The sequence below is a fragment of the Paenibacillus sp. P32E genome (genome assembly GCF_001909085.1).
GTDB classification, from domain to species: Bacteria; Bacillota; Bacilli; order Paenibacillales; family Paenibacillaceae; genus Paenibacillus_AQ; species Paenibacillus_AQ helianthi.
In genome coordinates this window covers 1-15,551 of sequence record NZ_LVYY01000032.1, presented here as the reverse complement: position 1 = coordinate 15,551, position 15,551 = coordinate 1, and the positions used below count along the sequence as shown (strand labels likewise).

Annotated in this window: 14 protein-coding genes; 8 read left to right on the top strand and 6 right to left on the bottom strand. The window is 51.2% G+C overall.

Going from position 1 to position 15,551, the window contains the following annotated elements:
- Window positions 1-330: 330 nt before the first annotated feature.
- On the bottom strand, window positions 331-1,089 hold the full coding sequence (gene hemQ, locus A3848_RS22730) for a hydrogen peroxide-dependent heme synthase (RefSeq protein ID WP_074087165.1): 759 nt from the start codon (window positions 1,087-1,089) through the stop codon (window positions 331-333).
- A gap of 221 nt (window positions 1,090-1,310) precedes the next feature.
- Between hemQ and A3848_RS22725 the strand changes: the two genes are divergently transcribed.
- From A3848_RS22725 to dnaI, 3 genes are all read left to right on the top strand, one after another.
- Window positions 1,311-1,607, top strand: a complete 297-nt coding sequence (locus A3848_RS22725) for a YuiB family protein (RefSeq protein ID WP_074087163.1) — start codon at window positions 1,311-1,313, stop codon at window positions 1,605-1,607.
- Window positions 1,608-1,840: 233 nt separating this feature from the next.
- On the top strand, window positions 1,841-3,385 hold the full coding sequence (locus A3848_RS22720) for a replication initiation and membrane attachment family protein (RefSeq protein ID WP_074087162.1): 1,545 nt from the start codon (window positions 1,841-1,843) through the stop codon (window positions 3,383-3,385).
- A gap of 18 nt (window positions 3,386-3,403) precedes the next feature.
- Window positions 3,404-4,360, top strand: a complete 957-nt coding sequence (gene dnaI / locus A3848_RS22715; protein ID WP_074087160.1) for a primosomal protein DnaI — start codon at window positions 3,404-3,406, stop codon at window positions 4,358-4,360.
- 95 nt (window positions 4,361-4,455) lie between these two features.
- Here dnaI and A3848_RS31905 read toward each other — a convergent pair whose 3' ends face one another.
- A complete protein-coding gene (locus A3848_RS31905) occupies window positions 4,456-4,611 on the bottom strand; it encodes a YqzM family protein (protein ID WP_143013460.1) in 156 nt (51 codons plus the stop codon).
- Between the two features lie 349 nt (window positions 4,612-4,960).
- On the opposite strand from A3848_RS31905, the gene trxA reads away from it, so the two are divergent.
- Both trxA and uvrC read left to right on the top strand, forming a co-directional pair.
- The gene (gene trxA / locus A3848_RS22710) at window positions 4,961-5,278 is read left to right on the top strand and encodes a thioredoxin (RefSeq protein ID WP_020430371.1); all 318 of its coding nucleotides are present in this window, start codon (window positions 4,961-4,963) and stop codon (window positions 5,276-5,278) included.
- Window positions 5,279-5,496: 218 nt separating this feature from the next.
- Window positions 5,497-7,473 (top strand): excinuclease ABC subunit UvrC, encoded by a 1,977-nt coding sequence (gene uvrC, locus A3848_RS22705; protein WP_074087159.1) that lies wholly within the window; start codon window positions 5,497-5,499, stop codon window positions 7,471-7,473.
- An 88-nt stretch (window positions 7,474-7,561) separates the two neighbouring features.
- Here uvrC and A3848_RS22700 read toward each other — a convergent pair whose 3' ends face one another.
- From A3848_RS22700 to A3848_RS22685, 4 genes are all read right to left on the bottom strand, one after another.
- Window positions 7,562-9,253: a CPBP family intramembrane glutamic endopeptidase gene (locus A3848_RS22700; RefSeq protein WP_074087158.1), complete on the bottom strand. Its 1,692-nt coding sequence runs from the start codon at window positions 9,251-9,253 to the stop codon at window positions 7,562-7,564.
- A 110-nt stretch (window positions 9,254-9,363) separates the two neighbouring features.
- Window positions 9,364-10,920: a hypothetical protein gene (locus A3848_RS22695; RefSeq protein ID WP_074087157.1), complete on the bottom strand. Its 1,557-nt coding sequence runs from the start codon at window positions 10,918-10,920 to the stop codon at window positions 9,364-9,366.
- Window positions 10,917-11,648, bottom strand: a complete 732-nt coding sequence (locus A3848_RS22690) for an ATP-binding cassette domain-containing protein (protein ID WP_074087156.1) — start codon at window positions 11,646-11,648, stop codon at window positions 10,917-10,919. The genes A3848_RS22695 and A3848_RS22690 overlap by 4 nt, the downstream gene beginning before the upstream one ends.
- Window positions 11,635-12,030 carry a GntR family transcriptional regulator gene (locus A3848_RS22685; protein WP_074087155.1) on the bottom strand — a complete coding sequence of 132 codons (396 nt, stop codon included), beginning with the start codon at window positions 12,028-12,030 and terminating at the stop codon, window positions 11,635-11,637. Before A3848_RS22685 ends, A3848_RS22690 begins: the two co-directional genes overlap by 14 nt.
- Window positions 12,031-12,222: 192 nt before the next feature.
- Here A3848_RS22685 and A3848_RS22680 point away from each other — a divergent pair, with 192 nt between their 5' ends.
- The 3 genes from A3848_RS22680 (at window position 12,223) to A3848_RS22670 (ending at window position 15,173) form a co-directional block, all read left to right on the top strand.
- Window positions 12,223-13,581, top strand: a complete 1,359-nt coding sequence (locus A3848_RS22680; protein ID WP_256700630.1) for a TrkH family potassium uptake protein — start codon at window positions 12,223-12,225, stop codon at window positions 13,579-13,581.
- Window positions 13,582-13,596: 15 nt separating this feature from the next.
- A complete protein-coding gene (locus tag A3848_RS22675; protein WP_074087152.1) occupies window positions 13,597-14,268 on the top strand; it encodes a potassium channel family protein in 672 nt (223 codons plus the stop codon).
- Between the two features lie 464 nt (window positions 14,269-14,732).
- On the top strand, window positions 14,733-15,173 hold the full coding sequence (locus A3848_RS22670) for a cell wall hydrolase (protein WP_074087151.1): 441 nt from the start codon (window positions 14,733-14,735) through the stop codon (window positions 15,171-15,173).
- Window positions 15,174-15,551 lie beyond the last annotated feature (378 nt).

Here is a 15,551-nt window from a genome sequence, read left to right as displayed (position 1 = left end):
TGAAATGGTTGGTCGCACTTCCATTTTACCAAAAGAGTGGTTTCTTTTTTGCGTTTTTATAAATATTGTAGTATGTTTCCCGCTTAAACAGCGGAGAGGACGGAACGATTGTGGAAAAGCGATAGCGTTCGCCTTTGTGTCCGGATTTTCACCGCTAAGGGGAATAAAAAAAATCTGGACACAAGAGCGATTGGAACAACGGTCCGTTCGCGGAGCGTCCTCACGGAGCACAACGTTTGTCCGACTCCAAAAACAAGGGATGTCCCAAGTAGCCATTTCATGGCTTATGGGACACCCCCCTTTCTGCATAGGAACAGGAGATTACTGTTGTTACAGCTTCAGCAGTTCTTCGAAACTGTCCAGTGTCAGCAGATTGCCGACATAGAACGGGCCAAATTCACCATAGCGGGCGCTGACCTCATCAAAGCGCATCTCGTAGACCAGCTTCTTGAACTGCAGCGCGTCGTCGGCAAATAGGGTGACGCCCCATTCCCAGTCGTCGAAGCCGACGGAGCCGGTAATGATCTGCTTCACTTTGCCGGCATACCCGCGGCCGATTAATCCGTGCGAATGCATCAGCTCGCGGCGCTTCTCCATATCGAGCATATACCAGTTGTCGGCAAGCTCGCGTTTTTTGTTCATCGGATAGAAGCAGATATGCTTCATTTGCGGCAGAACAGGCTTCAAGCGGGCTGCTACATGCGGATTCTGCATAGGATCACTGCCGTCTCCAGCGCTTCCGCCAGCGGCATAGTTGCTGAGCTCAACGATACTGACATAGGAATAGGACTTGGTAGTATACTGGGCAAAGGCGATTTTGTTAAAGGCGGTCTCAAGCTGGTTCAGTGCTTCCAGACTTTCCCGCAGAAACATCATCACGAAATCAGCCTTCTGGCCGACAATGGAGTACACTGTGGTGCTTCCTTCCTTGGCTTCCTCAACTGTATCCCATTCCTGCATGAAGGCATGCAGTTCTTCCAGGGCAACAGCACGTTCTTCGTCATCGGCAGCCGTCCAGGCCGTCCAGTTCAAAGAGCGGAAGTCATGCAGGGCATACCAGCCTTCCAGTGTCAACGCGGCTTCGTTCATGTATTCTCACTCCTTAGCATAAGTTTATATGTACATCCGCTTAATCTATTTGCATTGTATCGCATGCAGGCAGGCAGAGCAAACGCACAGCTCCAGGATTTGCTGTGTGAAGATCCGGGATGAAGATAATGTTCATTGCTTCGCTACATTTTTTCTAGTAAACTTACTATTAATTAAGGTTTGCTGTGCGGTTCTTTATAGAGAGAGGGGATGGCGGTACGATGGGGTTTATTCCTGTGTTGGTTCTGGCCGTTTTGTTCTTTGTTATGATGTTTGGCATTGGCTTTATCCTTAACATGTTAATGAAGACTACCTGGTTCCCTGCCTATCTGTTTGTCCTTGTGATTCTGCCTGTGGTCGTCTATTCGATCTGGGATCGGAGCGCCATGAGCCTGTGGGAGCATTTGTCCACCTTCCATGTCGTGGATTACCTCACGGGTATTGCGGGTCTGGCTGGAGCAGTGCTCAGCGGCTGGACAATTCAGAAGCTCAGGCTTGGCGGCTACAAAATGTTCTAATGAAGGGTTTCGTGCGCATACAGAGCGGCTGCTGTCCTTACCTAAGGATGGAGAGCCGTTTTTTCTTGGAATATAAGCATTTATCTGTTCACGCCAGCAATGGATAACAAGCTGTCGATATCAGGGGGATAAGCACTGAATTTGGACTTTTTTTTACATTTCCGGGCGGAAGTTTTGTGATAGAATAGAAATCTAAATGGATTCGTGTAGAAAAAGAGGGAGGTAATCCGCAGATGCGCATGAGTCACCTGCATCATTTCACCGAACATCATCGGTACTGCGTTTCCCGCGAATTCGGTCTAAGCAGTGTAGATGCACGTATGCTGGGCTCGGTCTATCAGCCGATGGTAGGCGCTTTTGCCATCAGTCTGTACCGTCTGCTGTTTGAGCATATTCCGGCTGAAGCAATCGGCTATTCTCCGGTGGAGCAGCAGCGCCGTCTGTTCATGACGCTGGGTGTGGAACCCAATGAGAAGGGCCGCAAATATATAGTGGATCAGGCTTCCCGGCTGGAAGCGGTGGGACTGCTGCAGACCTGCCGAATCTTTGTAGCGGAGACTGATGATTATATGTACGAATACGAACTGCTGCCGCCGCTGTCGCCGGCTGATTTTTTTGCAACCCAGCATTTAACACTGCTGCTGCGTGACAAAATCGGTAAATTTGCCGTGCTGTCCCTGCGTGAGCAGTTCTGGAACCGGGAACCGGAGGAATGGAGCCGCCGGTCGATCGGCAAAGAAAATATTTCCCTGCCCTTTTATGATATTTTTCAACTCAATACCCATGTGATCGATTACGAACTGGAGCAGGCTTTGGCTGAGGTGGCAACGGTCAAGCAGCCCGGCATGCGGGAAACCGGGGAACCTGCTATCGGGTACAGTGATATTATCCTGCGGTTTCCGCGGGAGTCGGTCAACCGGGTTCATGTCGAGAAGCTGCGTTTTGACCATACCCAGATGGGGATGATCAATTATGTAGCTCATAAGTATGAGCTTAGCCCGCAAGACCTGTCCCGTCTGCTGGATGAGGACGGGGTATTCACACCGGATGGCGAAGTGATTCTGGATGCACTGCAGTACAAGGCAAGCCAGCATTTCCGCCAGGATATGAAACGCCAGGAGAAGCGGGAGGTTGCCGCAGCGAAGGTGGTGGCGCTGCGCTCTGCTGCTGCCGTGGAAGGCGATGATTCCATCGCTCCGCTGGAGCAGTCCGTCGAAATGGAATATTATGTGGAGGTGCCTCCGCAATTTCTGTCCAAATGCGACATTCACCAATATAATATGATGCTTCGCAACGAGCCTTATACACGTCTGCTGCAGACTTTTTTCCCGGGTGCCGTGCCCACACAGCTGATGGATACTTTTGAGAAGATTGATCTGAATTATAAGCTGAGCGGGGAAGTCATTAATGTACTCATTCATTATCTGATGACCATGGTAGCCTCCGGGGGCGATCAGCGGATGAACCGTAACTTCGTGGAGGCGATTGCCTCGAATATGCTGGTCAAGCAGGTGAACACCTACGAGAAGGCTGTCCGTTATATCCGAGACCAGACCAAGGTTAAGGGTAAAGGTTCAGCAGCGGGGTCAACGGCATCAGGTGGAACGCGCCAGCGCAGCTACAGCAAAGCCGGCGGCCGTTCCGGCAAAGCCGAGATTCCGATTGTGCTGGATGACGGCAGCGCCGGGACGGTATCCGAAGAAGAGTTCGCGGCGATGATGAAGAAGGCGGCTGAAATCAAGGCCAGTAAGAAGAAAGGCGTATCCAAGACGCCATAAAGAAAGCGAGGTGCGGCTATGGAGTCTATGGGCGAAGTGCTGCGTTCGATGAACAATTCCGCGCTCCGCCAGCGCTCCCGTGATCTTGAGCAGAACCTGCTGAACCATCCTTTGGTGAAGCAGCTTCAAGCAGAGCATCCTGAGCTGGACGAGTCGCGGCTGCGGCTTCATTTAAGCCGCCTGTATCAATATGTAGAAGAAAGCCGCCATTGTGCGAATTGTCCCGGCCTGGAGAAATGCCCGAATGATTTCCAGGGCCACTACAGCAAACTTACTGTTGAGACGGTTAATGGTACGGCAGATCTGTACGAACGGAAAACAGCCTGCAACCTTAAGATTGCCCGGGATAACCAGGATAGCATCCGCAAGCGTATCCGCAGCTTTTATGTGGATGAACGCGTGTTGAACGGCGGCTACGATGAGATTGACATTATGGGCAAGGACCCCCGCCGGGTCTCCGCTGTGAACCGGATATTTGATTATATAGCCAGTGCCAAAGAGAATGGCTTAACCTCACGGGGGATATATTTGCAGGGCTCTTTTGGAACAGGCAAAACATTTTTGATGTGCTATATGCTGCATGAGCTGGCGATTGCCGGGTACAGCGGCGTGATCGTATACATGCCTGATTTCATCGAGGAGCTCAAGCTGATTATGATGGATAATCAGAAGCTCAAGGAAATGGTGGACACGATGAAGAATTGTGACCTGCTGATCTTTGACGATATCGGGGCGGAGAACCTCAACCCCTGGGCCCGTGACCATGTGCTGGGTGCGATCCTGAACCACCGGATGAACCGTAAGCCGACTTTTTACACTTCAAACTATCCTTTGGACGGGCTGGAGAAGCATCTGAGTATTACAAGCAAGGACGGCGAGGAGATCTATAAAGGCCAGCGCCTGATGGACCGGATTGCACCGTTTGTGGATGTGATTCCGCTTCACGGGGAGAATCAGCGGGGAATGAGCAGATAAAAGATATCCTATAAATTAGCAAAATCCGGCTTCTTCCATATAGGAAAAGGCCGGATTTTGCGCTTTGGCAGGCAATACGGGGTATGGCCCGGTAATTACTCCGACAAAAACTTGATAATCACCATACCAAAGAAAACAACGGTCATGAATCCCGTCATTCCGAAGAAACCAGCCAGCAAATCGCCCAGGTCATTGCGTGGCTCCTCGTTGACATGCTCCCGCGGATCACGTGCTTGCGCGTTGACATCCATCTTTTTTCCTCCTTGCAGTTGCATGACTGCAATTAGTGGGTTACAGTTAGACGTGTGAGAGAAGTCATTGACAATTAATGCGCTTTCCTCAAGTATACGAAGTCCCTGGAATGTTGTAAAGCAGAGACTGCGGCGGAATATTTGATTTTATGCAATTTAATTTCATAAAACATTACACAAAGTCACTGTAAATATGTTATACTGTGGATGTGTCGGTAAATGGTAATCTGGTTATCATATTACATGAAACATTTTATCCGTTATAATTTCGGAGTGAATTCGCCACACTAGGCTTATGAGTTATAGAAGCGGATGAAAGCTTCGTACAACTTAAAGGAGGAACAATATCATGGCTATCGTGAACGTGTCTGACCAATCCTTTGTGGGTGAAGTTGAAGGTCAAGGTACTGTAGTAGTAGATTTCTGGGCACCTTGGTGTGGCCCTTGCAAAATGCTTGCCCCAATTCTGGAGGAGCTGTCCACCGAGCTGGGTGACGATGTGAAAATTGCCAAGCTGAACGTGGATGAAAATCCGGAAACGGCTTCCCGTTTTGGAGTCATGAGTATTCCTACCTTGATTTTCTTCAAAGACGGCCAGCCTGTGGATAAAGTTGTAGGACTGAACTCCAAGGATTCCCTTAAGAATATTGTAGCCAAACATCAGTAAGATGATGCTGTTTTCCCCGGGGCATCTGCCCTGCCTCCAAAGCGCCTTCGGTTTATCCGAAGGCGCTTTGTGCGTCGAATGGAAACCGCGCTCTTTTGAAATATACGAATGTTTGTGGTATCAGAAATAAGTTGGATTCCGGGGTTTGGGGTTGAACCCATAGCGACTTATATCTTAAACTTAAGTTATCACGGTGTTGTACAGGTGGGGGAGAAATCATGGATTATATGGATAATATCCGCAACAAACTGGCACTATTGCCCGACCTGCCCGGGTGCTATCTGATGAAGAATGAAGAGGGCACGATTATTTATGTGGGCAAGGCCAAGGTGCTGAAGAACCGGGTTCGCTCATATTTCACAGGCAGCCATAACGGGAAGACGCAGAGGCTAGTCGCCAATATTGTCGACTTTGAATATATCGTTACGTCCAGCAACATGGAAGCGCTCATTCTGGAGTGCAATCTGATCAAGAAGCATATGCCGCGTTATAATGTGCTTTTGAAGGATGACAAGACATTCCCGTATCTGAAAATCACGAATGAAGCTCATCCGCGCCTGGAGGTTACGCGCCGGGTGATTAAGGATAAAGCAAAATATTTCGGACCGTATCCGAATGCCTACGCGGCCCATCAGACCAAGAAGCTGCTCGACCGGATGTATCCGCTGCGCAAATGCGGTGTAATGCCCAAGGAAGTCTGTCTGTACTATCATATGGGCCAGTGTCTGGCGCCCTGCGAGAAGGAAGTGCCTAAGTCTGCTTACGAGGAGATTACCCAGAGCATTGCCAGTTTCTTGGGGGGCGGCCATGAGGCAGTCAAGAAGGATCTGCAGAAAAAAATGCAGGAAGCCGCGGAGGAACTGTATTTCGAACGGGCCAAGGAGCTTCGTGACCAGATTATCAACATTGATGCCTTGATGGAGAAGCAGAAAATCAACACCGCTGATACCAAAGACCGCGATGTATTCGGTTATGCTGTGGACAAGGGCTGGATGTGCGTACAAATCCTGTATATGCGTCAGGGGAAAATGATCCAGCGTCACTCCTCGGTGTTCCCTTTCTACGGGGAGGCGTACAGCGATTTCATCTCCTATGTAACGCAGTATTATAGCGAGAACCCGGCGCTGCCGCAGGAAATTCTGCTGCCGGAAACCGTGCTTGAAGGCACGGATGCACCAGGCAAGCCGCAATTGGCTGTTAGCGGTGAGGCTGAAGGGGCAGATACCGAAGATACGCCGGATAATATGGCGGGGCTCGCGGCTGAGACTGCTGGTGAAGCTGAGGCGGCTGAGGTGGCTGAGGTGACTGGGGCGGCCACCGAAGGAAACGTGGACGCAGCAGGCGGTGCAGCTGCGCTTCAGGAATGGCTGGGTGTCAAGGTACTGGTACCCCAACGCGGCTTGAAGAAGCAAATGGTCGGAATGGCATGCCAGAACGGCCAGGTGGCACTGGATGAGAAGTTCCGCCTGATCGAGCGGGATGAAGAACGCACTTCCGGTGCAGCCAGCAGCCTGGGGCAGAGCCTGGGCCTGGAGTCGCTTAGCCGGATTGAGGCTTTTGATAACTCGAATATCCAGGGAACCAACCCGGTATCCGCGATGGTTGTGTTTATAGACGGCAAGCCGGCGCGCAAGGAATACCGCAAATACAAGGTCCGCTCGGTACAGGGACCGGATGATTACGAAACGATGCGCGAGGTAATCCGCCGCCGCTATGAACGAGTGCTGAAGGAGAACCTGCCGCAGCCGGATCTGATTGTGGTCGATGGAGGGAAAGGGCAGATCTCCTCCGCCATTGACATTCTGCAGAATGAGCTGGGGCTGTACATCCCGGTCTGCGGTCTGGTGAAGGACGACAAGCACAGAACGGCGCAGTTGCTGGTCGGGGATTCCGCCGAACCGGTGAGCCTGGCACGGGACAGTCAGGAATTTTATCTGCTGCAGCGTATTCAGGATGAAGTTCACCGGTTTGCGATTACGTTCCACCGCGAACAGCGCGCCAAATCGATGGTGACCTCGAAGCTGGATTCCATTCCGGGCATCGGCGAGAAGCGGCGCAAGCTGCTGCTGAAGCATTTCGGGTCCCTCAAAAAAATCAAGGAAGCCGCAATCGAGGACTTCCGCCCGCTGTCGATCGGCGACAAGCTGGCTGCACAGATTCTGGATGCCCTCAAGGATGAAGAACCGTCATTATAAAGTACTATCATTTATGCATCAATGCAGAAACGGCTGAGCTTTCCTTATCATAAGGAGGCTCAGCCGTTTTGTGTGTGTGCTCTTTGAGTTATACTAGTGGATTCACCGGTTCAGCCTGCTCCACTTTGCGCGGCGGATTGAACCGGTACACGATATAACCCACGATGAACGGCAGCACGATGGTGACAATACCCGCGCTGATATTTACGGATTCCTTCATAAAGATCAAGGTGGCGCCCATCAGGATGCTGTCAAACACCACGTGGCTGAACATAACGGCGATGAAGCCGTAGCGCAGGAAAATGTAGCTGAACAGCAGGCCGATCACGGTCAGCTCAATCGGACGCGAGCTGATGGGATAGATCGGATACAGGGTGTGTCCGAACGCCCAGACCAGTGTTGTGATCAAAGAGGCCAGGAAGGTATTGCGAACGATTTTCTTGACCATACGGATACCGAACAGACGGTAGATGGCTTCCTCGGACAACCCGGCAAGCCAGGCGACAATAGGCAGCAGCCAGGCATATCTCATGTTGTATGGAGACTGGCTGGCGTCGGTGGTGGACCAGTTATGCAAGGTGAATGACAGGATAATGAACATGATGGTCTGTACGCCAAGCAGGATAAAGGCCCAGACATAGCCGGCACGCATACTGTCCAGCACATACCGCCCATAACCCGGTTCTTTGGCCCGCGGCCAGGGGTTCAGACCTTCTTCTTTACGCCACAGGCCGTTGCCTCCCACCAGCGAGAAGTAGAGCATCAGAGACATCAGCAGACTGTAGAAGATATAGAAGATGAGCGTGATGAGGCCCGTTAAACGGCTCTGTAGGCTGTCTCCGCTGGCCTCCGGCAGCATGTTATAGGTGCTGACCAGCATGATTACAAAATGGGCGGCGCTGAGGAAGATCCCCCGCTTGAACGAAGTATGCCCTCTGCGCAGAATGCTGTAGATCAACGCCAGAATGCCCAGTGCCAGTGTGGGTATGCCATAGCCGAGCCCGGTCACCCAAGTGGCCATGGACGTTTGATCTTTGACATAGCTGATATGCCAGGCGGGAGCCGAGAATCCAGCCCGGAAATACGAGACCTGTTCCTGCTGGAATTTGAACCGGTATTGCAGCTGCGATTCTCCAACCTTGACGGAGCTGTCGGTATAGACCAGTCCATAATTGTCACTATCCGCCTGGATTTGCAGCTTGGAGGGATTGGCTCCCCAAGACTGAAGCCAGGGACGGGCGAGGTTCTCCTTCTGCTCAAGTGAAAGCTCCGGCTCACTGGCCGCGCTTTTGCTGGAAAGAGCGGTAGCAGAAGTTGTCTCCGTTCCCGTGCTGAAGCCGGAATGTTCGCCGCGCCCAAAGCCTACGACCTTGCCGGTATACATATTAAGATCCACTGACAAAATCGGGATGGCTTGGCCGGGAGCGTGCAGCACGGCATGAAAAACATCGAACGGATAACGCTGATCGAGCTTCTTCTTGGAGTATTGATCCAAAAGTTTTTCCCGGGACATATAGCCGTAGAAAGAAGAGTCGGTCCGGTAGCTTACAGCCCACTTTTCTCCTGTGGACTCCGGATGGCCAAGCTGCTTGGCTGCGAATACGGCGGCTTGCTCGCGGGCCTCATTCTTGCTGATTGGGGTGGTGTCAGACTCACTTGTGCCCCCGAGGAGCTGGGGAGCGATCTGGAACAGAATGAACACGATGAGACCGATAATACCCGCAAGAATAAGTCTGGTAGTAAGGGGCCGCTGCTGTAGGGGCTGGCCGACGGAATTCATGTAACGCCTCCTTGTGATGATAATGATGCTGTTATTTTTCATTATAGTATTTCTGGCAGACCTTTTACAAAAAAATACTGTATTATCCTTTTACGTGAAGATAGCTGCACTTATGCTTGTTTTGTCCGTACGGCTTCATTCTTCTGCATCAGCACAAGATGGTAATATTTAGAGCCTGCAAGAATACAGCATACCGCAAAAGGCAGACCCAATACAGCGGTCCAGCCGAGTAACGCCCAGTCGGGATGCCAGCCGCTGCTATAAGATGCCGGGAACATATATGTATTGATCAGATTGCTCTGTAAAGGAACCGCAAAGGCGACGGGCAAAAACAGCAGGGAGAGTGCTCGTGACCTCATCAGATAATAGCTGATTTGCAGCAGGCCAAGTGCCAGTGTCAGGGCCAGTGTATAGACCAGAAATGAGAAAAACAGCCAGAACATATATTGGGTCATCTCGTGAAAACTGGACTTGCCTGCGGCGAGACCGGCCAGAAGGCCAACAACAGCTGATACCCCCAATACCACATTCACACGCATCACTGTAACCCATACAGCGGCAATCCCTGACAGCAGCAGCCGCAGCCGGCTCTGTGGAAATCCCAGCCACCAGGGTAATTGCTTGCGTTCAAAGCTATTGCGCAGCAGCATCCAGAATGAACCGAACAATACCGGAAATATGAAAGGTAAACGGATTGCGGACTGCATCGCATTCAGATTGCCGGAGGTGAAATAAAACATCGCAATGGCAATAACGGGCGCGGCAAGCTTCAAGATGCGTACAGCTTGATGCTTCTCCATCTGTTGCAGACGGCTGGAGTCAAGCTTGTATAGGGTGACGAATGGTGATTGGCTCCTTGCCGAAAGGTGTCTGTCCTTTTCCGGTTTTCGGACGGACTCTGCCTTTGAGGATGCTGCCGCAGGGATGCTGCGTTCCCCCATTTGTCCAAGCCCGTTCACCGCAATCCGGGGCATCAGAAAATAACAAGCCGGCCACCCGACAACGAGGAGTGCAGCTGTATAGAGGATGATATACGATGGTGCTGTATATTGCATATCATAAATGCCCAGAGCCTGTGAGTTGAGAAGCCCTATAAGAATAAACGGCAGCATCCAGAGAATTGAATACGGGAGGAGCAGCACCCGCGCAACTCTGCCGGGACGCATGATGAGGCTCGCCAGCAGGCCGAATACAACGGCTATTGGCAGAAGAACAAGGATGAACATTACGTAAGCTGTAAGGGTATAGATCAGCTCTCCGGCGGGAAGCGGCGTATAACGTCCTGTAAAGGTTGAAAGGCAGTACAGGACAATCGCCTCTATATACAACAGGAGCGTAAGATTGAGGCTGTGTCTAAGCAGGCTGGCCCCTTTGGCATAGAGCAGGGTGAGCCGGCTGTGGGGAAAGGTAAGCACCCAATCCCTATTCCGCTGCCCTGGAAAGGAGGCCATATGAAGAAAGGAGATGCCCACGCTCACGGTCCACAGCAGGAGGGCAACGGTTATGAACGGAGACCGCTGCGATGTGTTGAAGCCCGGGAGATACATACCGAGAAGCAGCAACAGAGAGAACAGGACCATCACAGTCAGACTGCGCTGCTTCTTGCTGAATCTGGCTGGACCATAGCGGCTGTATTCCAGGTTGATTAGTGTTCTAAACGCGCTCATGCGAACACTTCCCGGTATCTGGATTCCACTGATTTGCCGGAGCGGCGCAGAGTGTCAACATCCTCGATGCCCTGGATTTTTCCTTCGCCCATCAGGATCAGCCGGTCGAACAATAGCTCCATCTCACGGATATCATGGGTTGCAATGAGAAAGGTCCGGGCGCCATCCGCCAGCTCGCCGACCACAGCCGAAGCGATGCGTTCTCTGGAGATCAGGTCAACGCCGGTAAACGGCTCATCCAGCATAATTAGCGGTGCCTTCCGCGACAGGCAGGTCAGCAGCTGGAGACGTGCCTCTTCTCCCCGGGACATTGCGGAAATGAGGACCTCGGTTGAGACGGAGAGCTGGAGCAGCAGCTGTTCAGCTTTGTCTTCGTCCCAGTCCGGGTAGATGCCTTGGGCAAAACCCAGCCATTGCTCTACAGTCAGCCAGCCGGGAAGATTCGAGCGGTCAGGCAGCATAGACAGTACACCGAGCCGGTCAACTCCCGAAGGCTTGCTGAAAATCTGTGCAGAGCCTGAATCCGGTAGGGTCAGGCCGGCAAGAATACGCAGCAGAGACGATTTGCCTGCGCCATTCGGTCCGAGCAGGCCGGTAATGCTGCCTGTTGGGATCTGAAAGCTGATTCCGTCCAGTATCATTTTTTTCTTCACTGTTAGTCTTACATCCTGGCACTCCACCGCCACGGGTTCATCATAGGGTACGGGAAGCTTGTTATTGTCTATCATTTGAATCCTCCTTATCGAAATTCAGCATTTGCTCTGCCGTGAGTCCGAGTGACTCCGCTATGAACTTGAACTCTAGGATGGCCTTGCGCATGATTGTCTTGCGTGCCTCCGCAATGACCGCCTCCTCAAGGGTAACGAAGGTTCCCTGGCCGCGACGGGTGACGATTAGACCGATACGCTCAAGCTCCGTGTAGGTTCTGGCTGCAGTCGTCGGATTTACACTTCTTCCCGCGGCCAGTTCCCGAACAGAGGGCAGGCGCGAGCCGGGCGGGATGAGCCCGGTTACAATCCGTCCACGGATGGCATCAACAAATTGCTCATAAATCGGGAGCGAAGGATTGATCTGGAATTGCTCCGGTAAAAGCTCATAGGATTGCTCCATCGGTTCCTTCCTCCAACCTTGTTGTTATGTGTGTATGGATACATGCCATACACTTAATAAGTGAAGTGTACCATCTTACACCATACAATAGCAAGAGCAGGAATGATGGATGTAAAATGAACCTTTGTGAAGTTGGGTAATAACGATTATAATTTGTATGTTTATTACGTAAGTTGCGAAAGGATGAGATGTTTGGCTTCACCCATTCCAAAGATTACAAATTTCAGATTTCTGAAGCTGTCTCCGCCGCAGATTCTGGTGCTTGGCTTTGCTGCCGTCATTCTGACCGGGACCTTGCTTCTGATGCTTCCGATGTCGAGTACATCAGGAGTATCGCTCAAATTCATTGATGCATTGTTTACTGCAACCTCGGCTACCTGTGTCACCGGGCTTGTGGTGGTGGATACAGGTACGTATTTCACTGTGTTTGGACAAATTGTAATCATGCTGCTTATTCAAGTCGGGGGATTAGGGTTCATGACGATGGCGACCCTGTTCGCCCTGGTGCTGAAACGCAGAATCTCCTTGCGTGACCGGCTGATTCTTCAGGAAGCCATGAATCAGAGCTCCATGGAAGGCATTGTACGGCTGATCCGCAAGGTGCTCATCTATTCGCTCGTCATTGAAGCCGCGGCTGCAGCTATACTCTCACTGCGCTGGGCATTTGATATGCCGCTGGGGCGTGCCGTCTACTTTGGTATTTTTCATGCGGTTTCGATGTTCAACAATGCAGGGTTTGATATCTTTGGAGACTACCGAAGCTTGACTGGATATGTAAACGACCCTATTGTCAACTTTGTGGTCATGTTCCTTATCATTTCCGGGGGTATCGGTTTCATCGTAATGTCCGATTTGGTGGAATTTCGGCACACGCGCAGGTTGTCTCTCCACAGCAAGGTGGTTCTGTCGATGACGGCGGCGCTGATTTTACTTGGAGCGGTTGTTATTTTTGTATTTGAATTCACTAATTCCCGGACTATGGGGCCGCTGAGCTTCGGGGGTAAAATCTGGGCTGCCTTCTTTCAATCCGTCACCCCGCGTACAGCGGGAGCGAATACACTGGACATTGGCAGTCTTCGTCAGGCCTCACAATTTTTCATCGTCATCCTGATGTTCATCGGTGCTTCACCAGGCTCCACAGGCGGGGGCATCAAGACTACGACCTTCACTCTGATGATCGGTGCAGTAATCTCGATGCTGCGGGGACGCGAGGATATTGTCTTGTTCCGCTACCGGCTTGCACAGGAACGCGTATTCAAGGCGCTGACGATTACGCTGCTGGCGCTGCTGCTGGTTGTGTCTGTGTCGATGATCCTGTCCACCACGGAGGATCGGGCGTTTCTTATGATACTGTTCGAGACTACCTCGGCTTTCGCTACAGTGGGCCTCAGCATGGGGCTAACTCCGGAGCTGAGCCAGTTCGGTAAAATCCTGATCAGTCTGACCATGTTCGCCGGACGGCTTGGGCTTCTAACACTGGCGTATGCAATTGGGCCGAAACAGGGTAAGCAATTATATAAATACCCGGAAGGCAAAATGATAATTGGATAAGGAGTTACGGACATTATGAAAGCACAGCAGTTTGTCATCATCGGTCTTGGCCGCTTCGGCTCAAGCCTTGCCCTGGAACTGATGGCCATGGGCTATGAAGTGCTCGGTATTGACCATTATGAGGAACGCGTTGAGGAAATGAGCGGCCAGCTGACCCATGCCGTCGTTGCGGATGCCACGGATGAGGGGATCATGCGCTCACTGGGTGTGCGCAACTTCGACTGCGGCATTGTGGCGATTGGCGATAACATGGAGCGGAGCATCCTGGCGGCCATTCTGCTGAAAGAACTGGGTGTGAAGCAAGTGGTGGCCAAGGCGATTTCGATCCTTCATGGACGGGCCTTGTCCAAGCTTGGTGTAGACCGGGTGATTTTTCCTGAACGGGATATGGGTATTCGTGTCGCTCATCAGCTGACTACGCCCAACCTGCTGGACTATATTGAGCTCTCCAAGGATTACAAGGTGGTCGAGCTGACTGTTCCCGCCTGTATGGATGGCAAGAGCCTCTCTGAGCTCAACACGCGGGCCAAATACGGCTGCAGCATTATTGCCCTGAACCGGGAAGACGGTGTAATTGTCGCCCCGACAGCCCACGACCATGTGCATCAGGGGGATATTATGGTGGTTATCGGTTCCAATGCAAGCATAGTGGAGTTCGAGGACGAAGCGGTGAATGTGGAGCTGTGAGCTACTACTACTATAGGTTATGTTAAACGATAGAAACACAAACAAACGCCCGGATACGCATCCGGGCGTTTGTTTGTGTTTGGAGCGAGGTAAGGGTGATGAATATCCGTGAGTAGGCATCTTTGATATTGGCGGAATTTACTTTGTCATTGTGTAGTCCGTAGCCCCAAGATTGCATTTTGCCGCCAGCCTGATAATGGCCTGCGATACACATTCCCGACTGCATCTACATCAGGACTCGCTGTCAGGAGAAAATAAAGTTCTCTACTGAAAATAAAGGAATAGACTTGGCAAATATAAATGTAGACTGGGAAAATAAAATATGGGACTGACGATGCTTCATTAAGCTGACGGGCAGAAGAGTGCGGTGGAACGGCTGTTTATTATCGCTCTCTCTTTTGCCAGAGTAACACATCCGCTTCACCTACAATATGATAAGTCTAGAAATCTAAAGAGGTGAGCCAATGGCAGTCGTAAAATCCAGGAAACAGGATATTGATATGTTGGCAAGGTTGCTTCGAGCTGAAGCTGAGACCGAAGGGGAAATGGGCATGCTCCTTGTTGGAAATGTTGGCATTAACCGAATAAGAGCGAATTGCTCCGATTTTACAGGAATCCGGACAATTCCACAAATGATCAACCAGCCGCATGCATTCGAAGCGTTACAACATGGTATGTACTATCAAAACGCAAGAGACAGGGAACGCCGTCTGGCGCAACGGGCTGTGAATGGGGAGCGGAATTGGCCAGGCGAATTCTCCCTATGGTATTTCCGTCCAGGATCGTTCGAAAATCCCGGACCATGTCCGGCAACTTGGTATGATCAGCCGTTCGTAGGACGATGGAAGAAGCACTGTTTTTATCAACCGACCGTGGAAGAATGTGAAAATATATATAATACGTAAATGAAAAGAGCTCTTAGGATCTCTTAACTTGACCTGTCACAGCCATGTGTCGGTTGACAAGAACTTTATCCCATTAAGTGGGGCTGTCTCAAAAGCCATGAAATGGCTACTTGAGACAGCCCCGCTGTTTTTGAGTTGGATGGACTTGCGCACTTGGTGCGGACGCTCCGCGAACGGACCGTTGCTACAATCGCTGTGCTCTCCAGATTTTATTTATTTCCCGTAGCGGTAAAAATCCGGAGAGCAAGGCGACCGCTACCGCTTTTCCGCAATCAGTCCGTCCTCTCCGCTGTTTAAGCGGGGGAACGTTCCTACAATTCTTTCAAAAATCACAAAAAGAAATCGCCCTTTGGTAAAATGGAAGTGTCGAGCAACCAT

Bases quoted from the DNA above. Each gene is read 5' to 3' on its own strand.
- A3848_RS22690 (WP_074087156.1), bottom strand. From the start codon at position 11,648: ATGATAGACAATAACAAGCTTCCCGTACCCTATGATGAACCCGTGGCG.
- hemQ (WP_074087165.1), bottom strand. From the start codon at position 1,089: ATGAACGAAGCCGCGTTGACACTGGAAGGCTGGTATGCCCTGCATGAC.
- A3848_RS31905 (WP_143013460.1), bottom strand. From the start codon at position 4,611: ATGGATGTCAACGCGCAAGCACGTGATCCGCGGGAGCATGTCAACGAG.
- A3848_RS22720 (WP_074087162.1), top strand. From the start codon at position 1,841: ATGCGCATGAGTCACCTGCATCATTTCACCGAACATCATCGGTACTGC.
- A3848_RS22675 (WP_074087152.1), top strand. From the start codon at position 13,597: ATGAAAGCACAGCAGTTTGTCATCATCGGTCTTGGCCGCTTCGGCTCA.
- trxA (WP_020430371.1), top strand. From the start codon at position 4,961: ATGGCTATCGTGAACGTGTCTGACCAATCCTTTGTGGGTGAAGTTGAA.
- A3848_RS22685 (WP_074087155.1), bottom strand. From the start codon at position 12,030: ATGGAGCAATCCTATGAGCTTTTACCGGAGCAATTCCAGATCAATCCT.
- A3848_RS22695 (WP_074087157.1), bottom strand. From the start codon at position 10,920: ATGAGCGCGTTTAGAACACTAATCAACCTGGAATACAGCCGCTATGGT.
- A3848_RS22700 (WP_074087158.1), bottom strand. From the start codon at position 9,253: ATGAATTCCGTCGGCCAGCCCCTACAGCAGCGGCCCCTTACTACCAGA.
- uvrC (WP_074087159.1), top strand. From the start codon at position 5,497: ATGGATTATATGGATAATATCCGCAACAAACTGGCACTATTGCCCGAC.
- A3848_RS22670 (WP_074087151.1), top strand. From the start codon at position 14,733: ATGGCAGTCGTAAAATCCAGGAAACAGGATATTGATATGTTGGCAAGG.
- dnaI (WP_074087160.1), top strand. From the start codon at position 3,404: ATGGAGTCTATGGGCGAAGTGCTGCGTTCGATGAACAATTCCGCGCTC.
- A3848_RS22725 (WP_074087163.1), top strand. From the start codon at position 1,311: ATGGGGTTTATTCCTGTGTTGGTTCTGGCCGTTTTGTTCTTTGTTATG.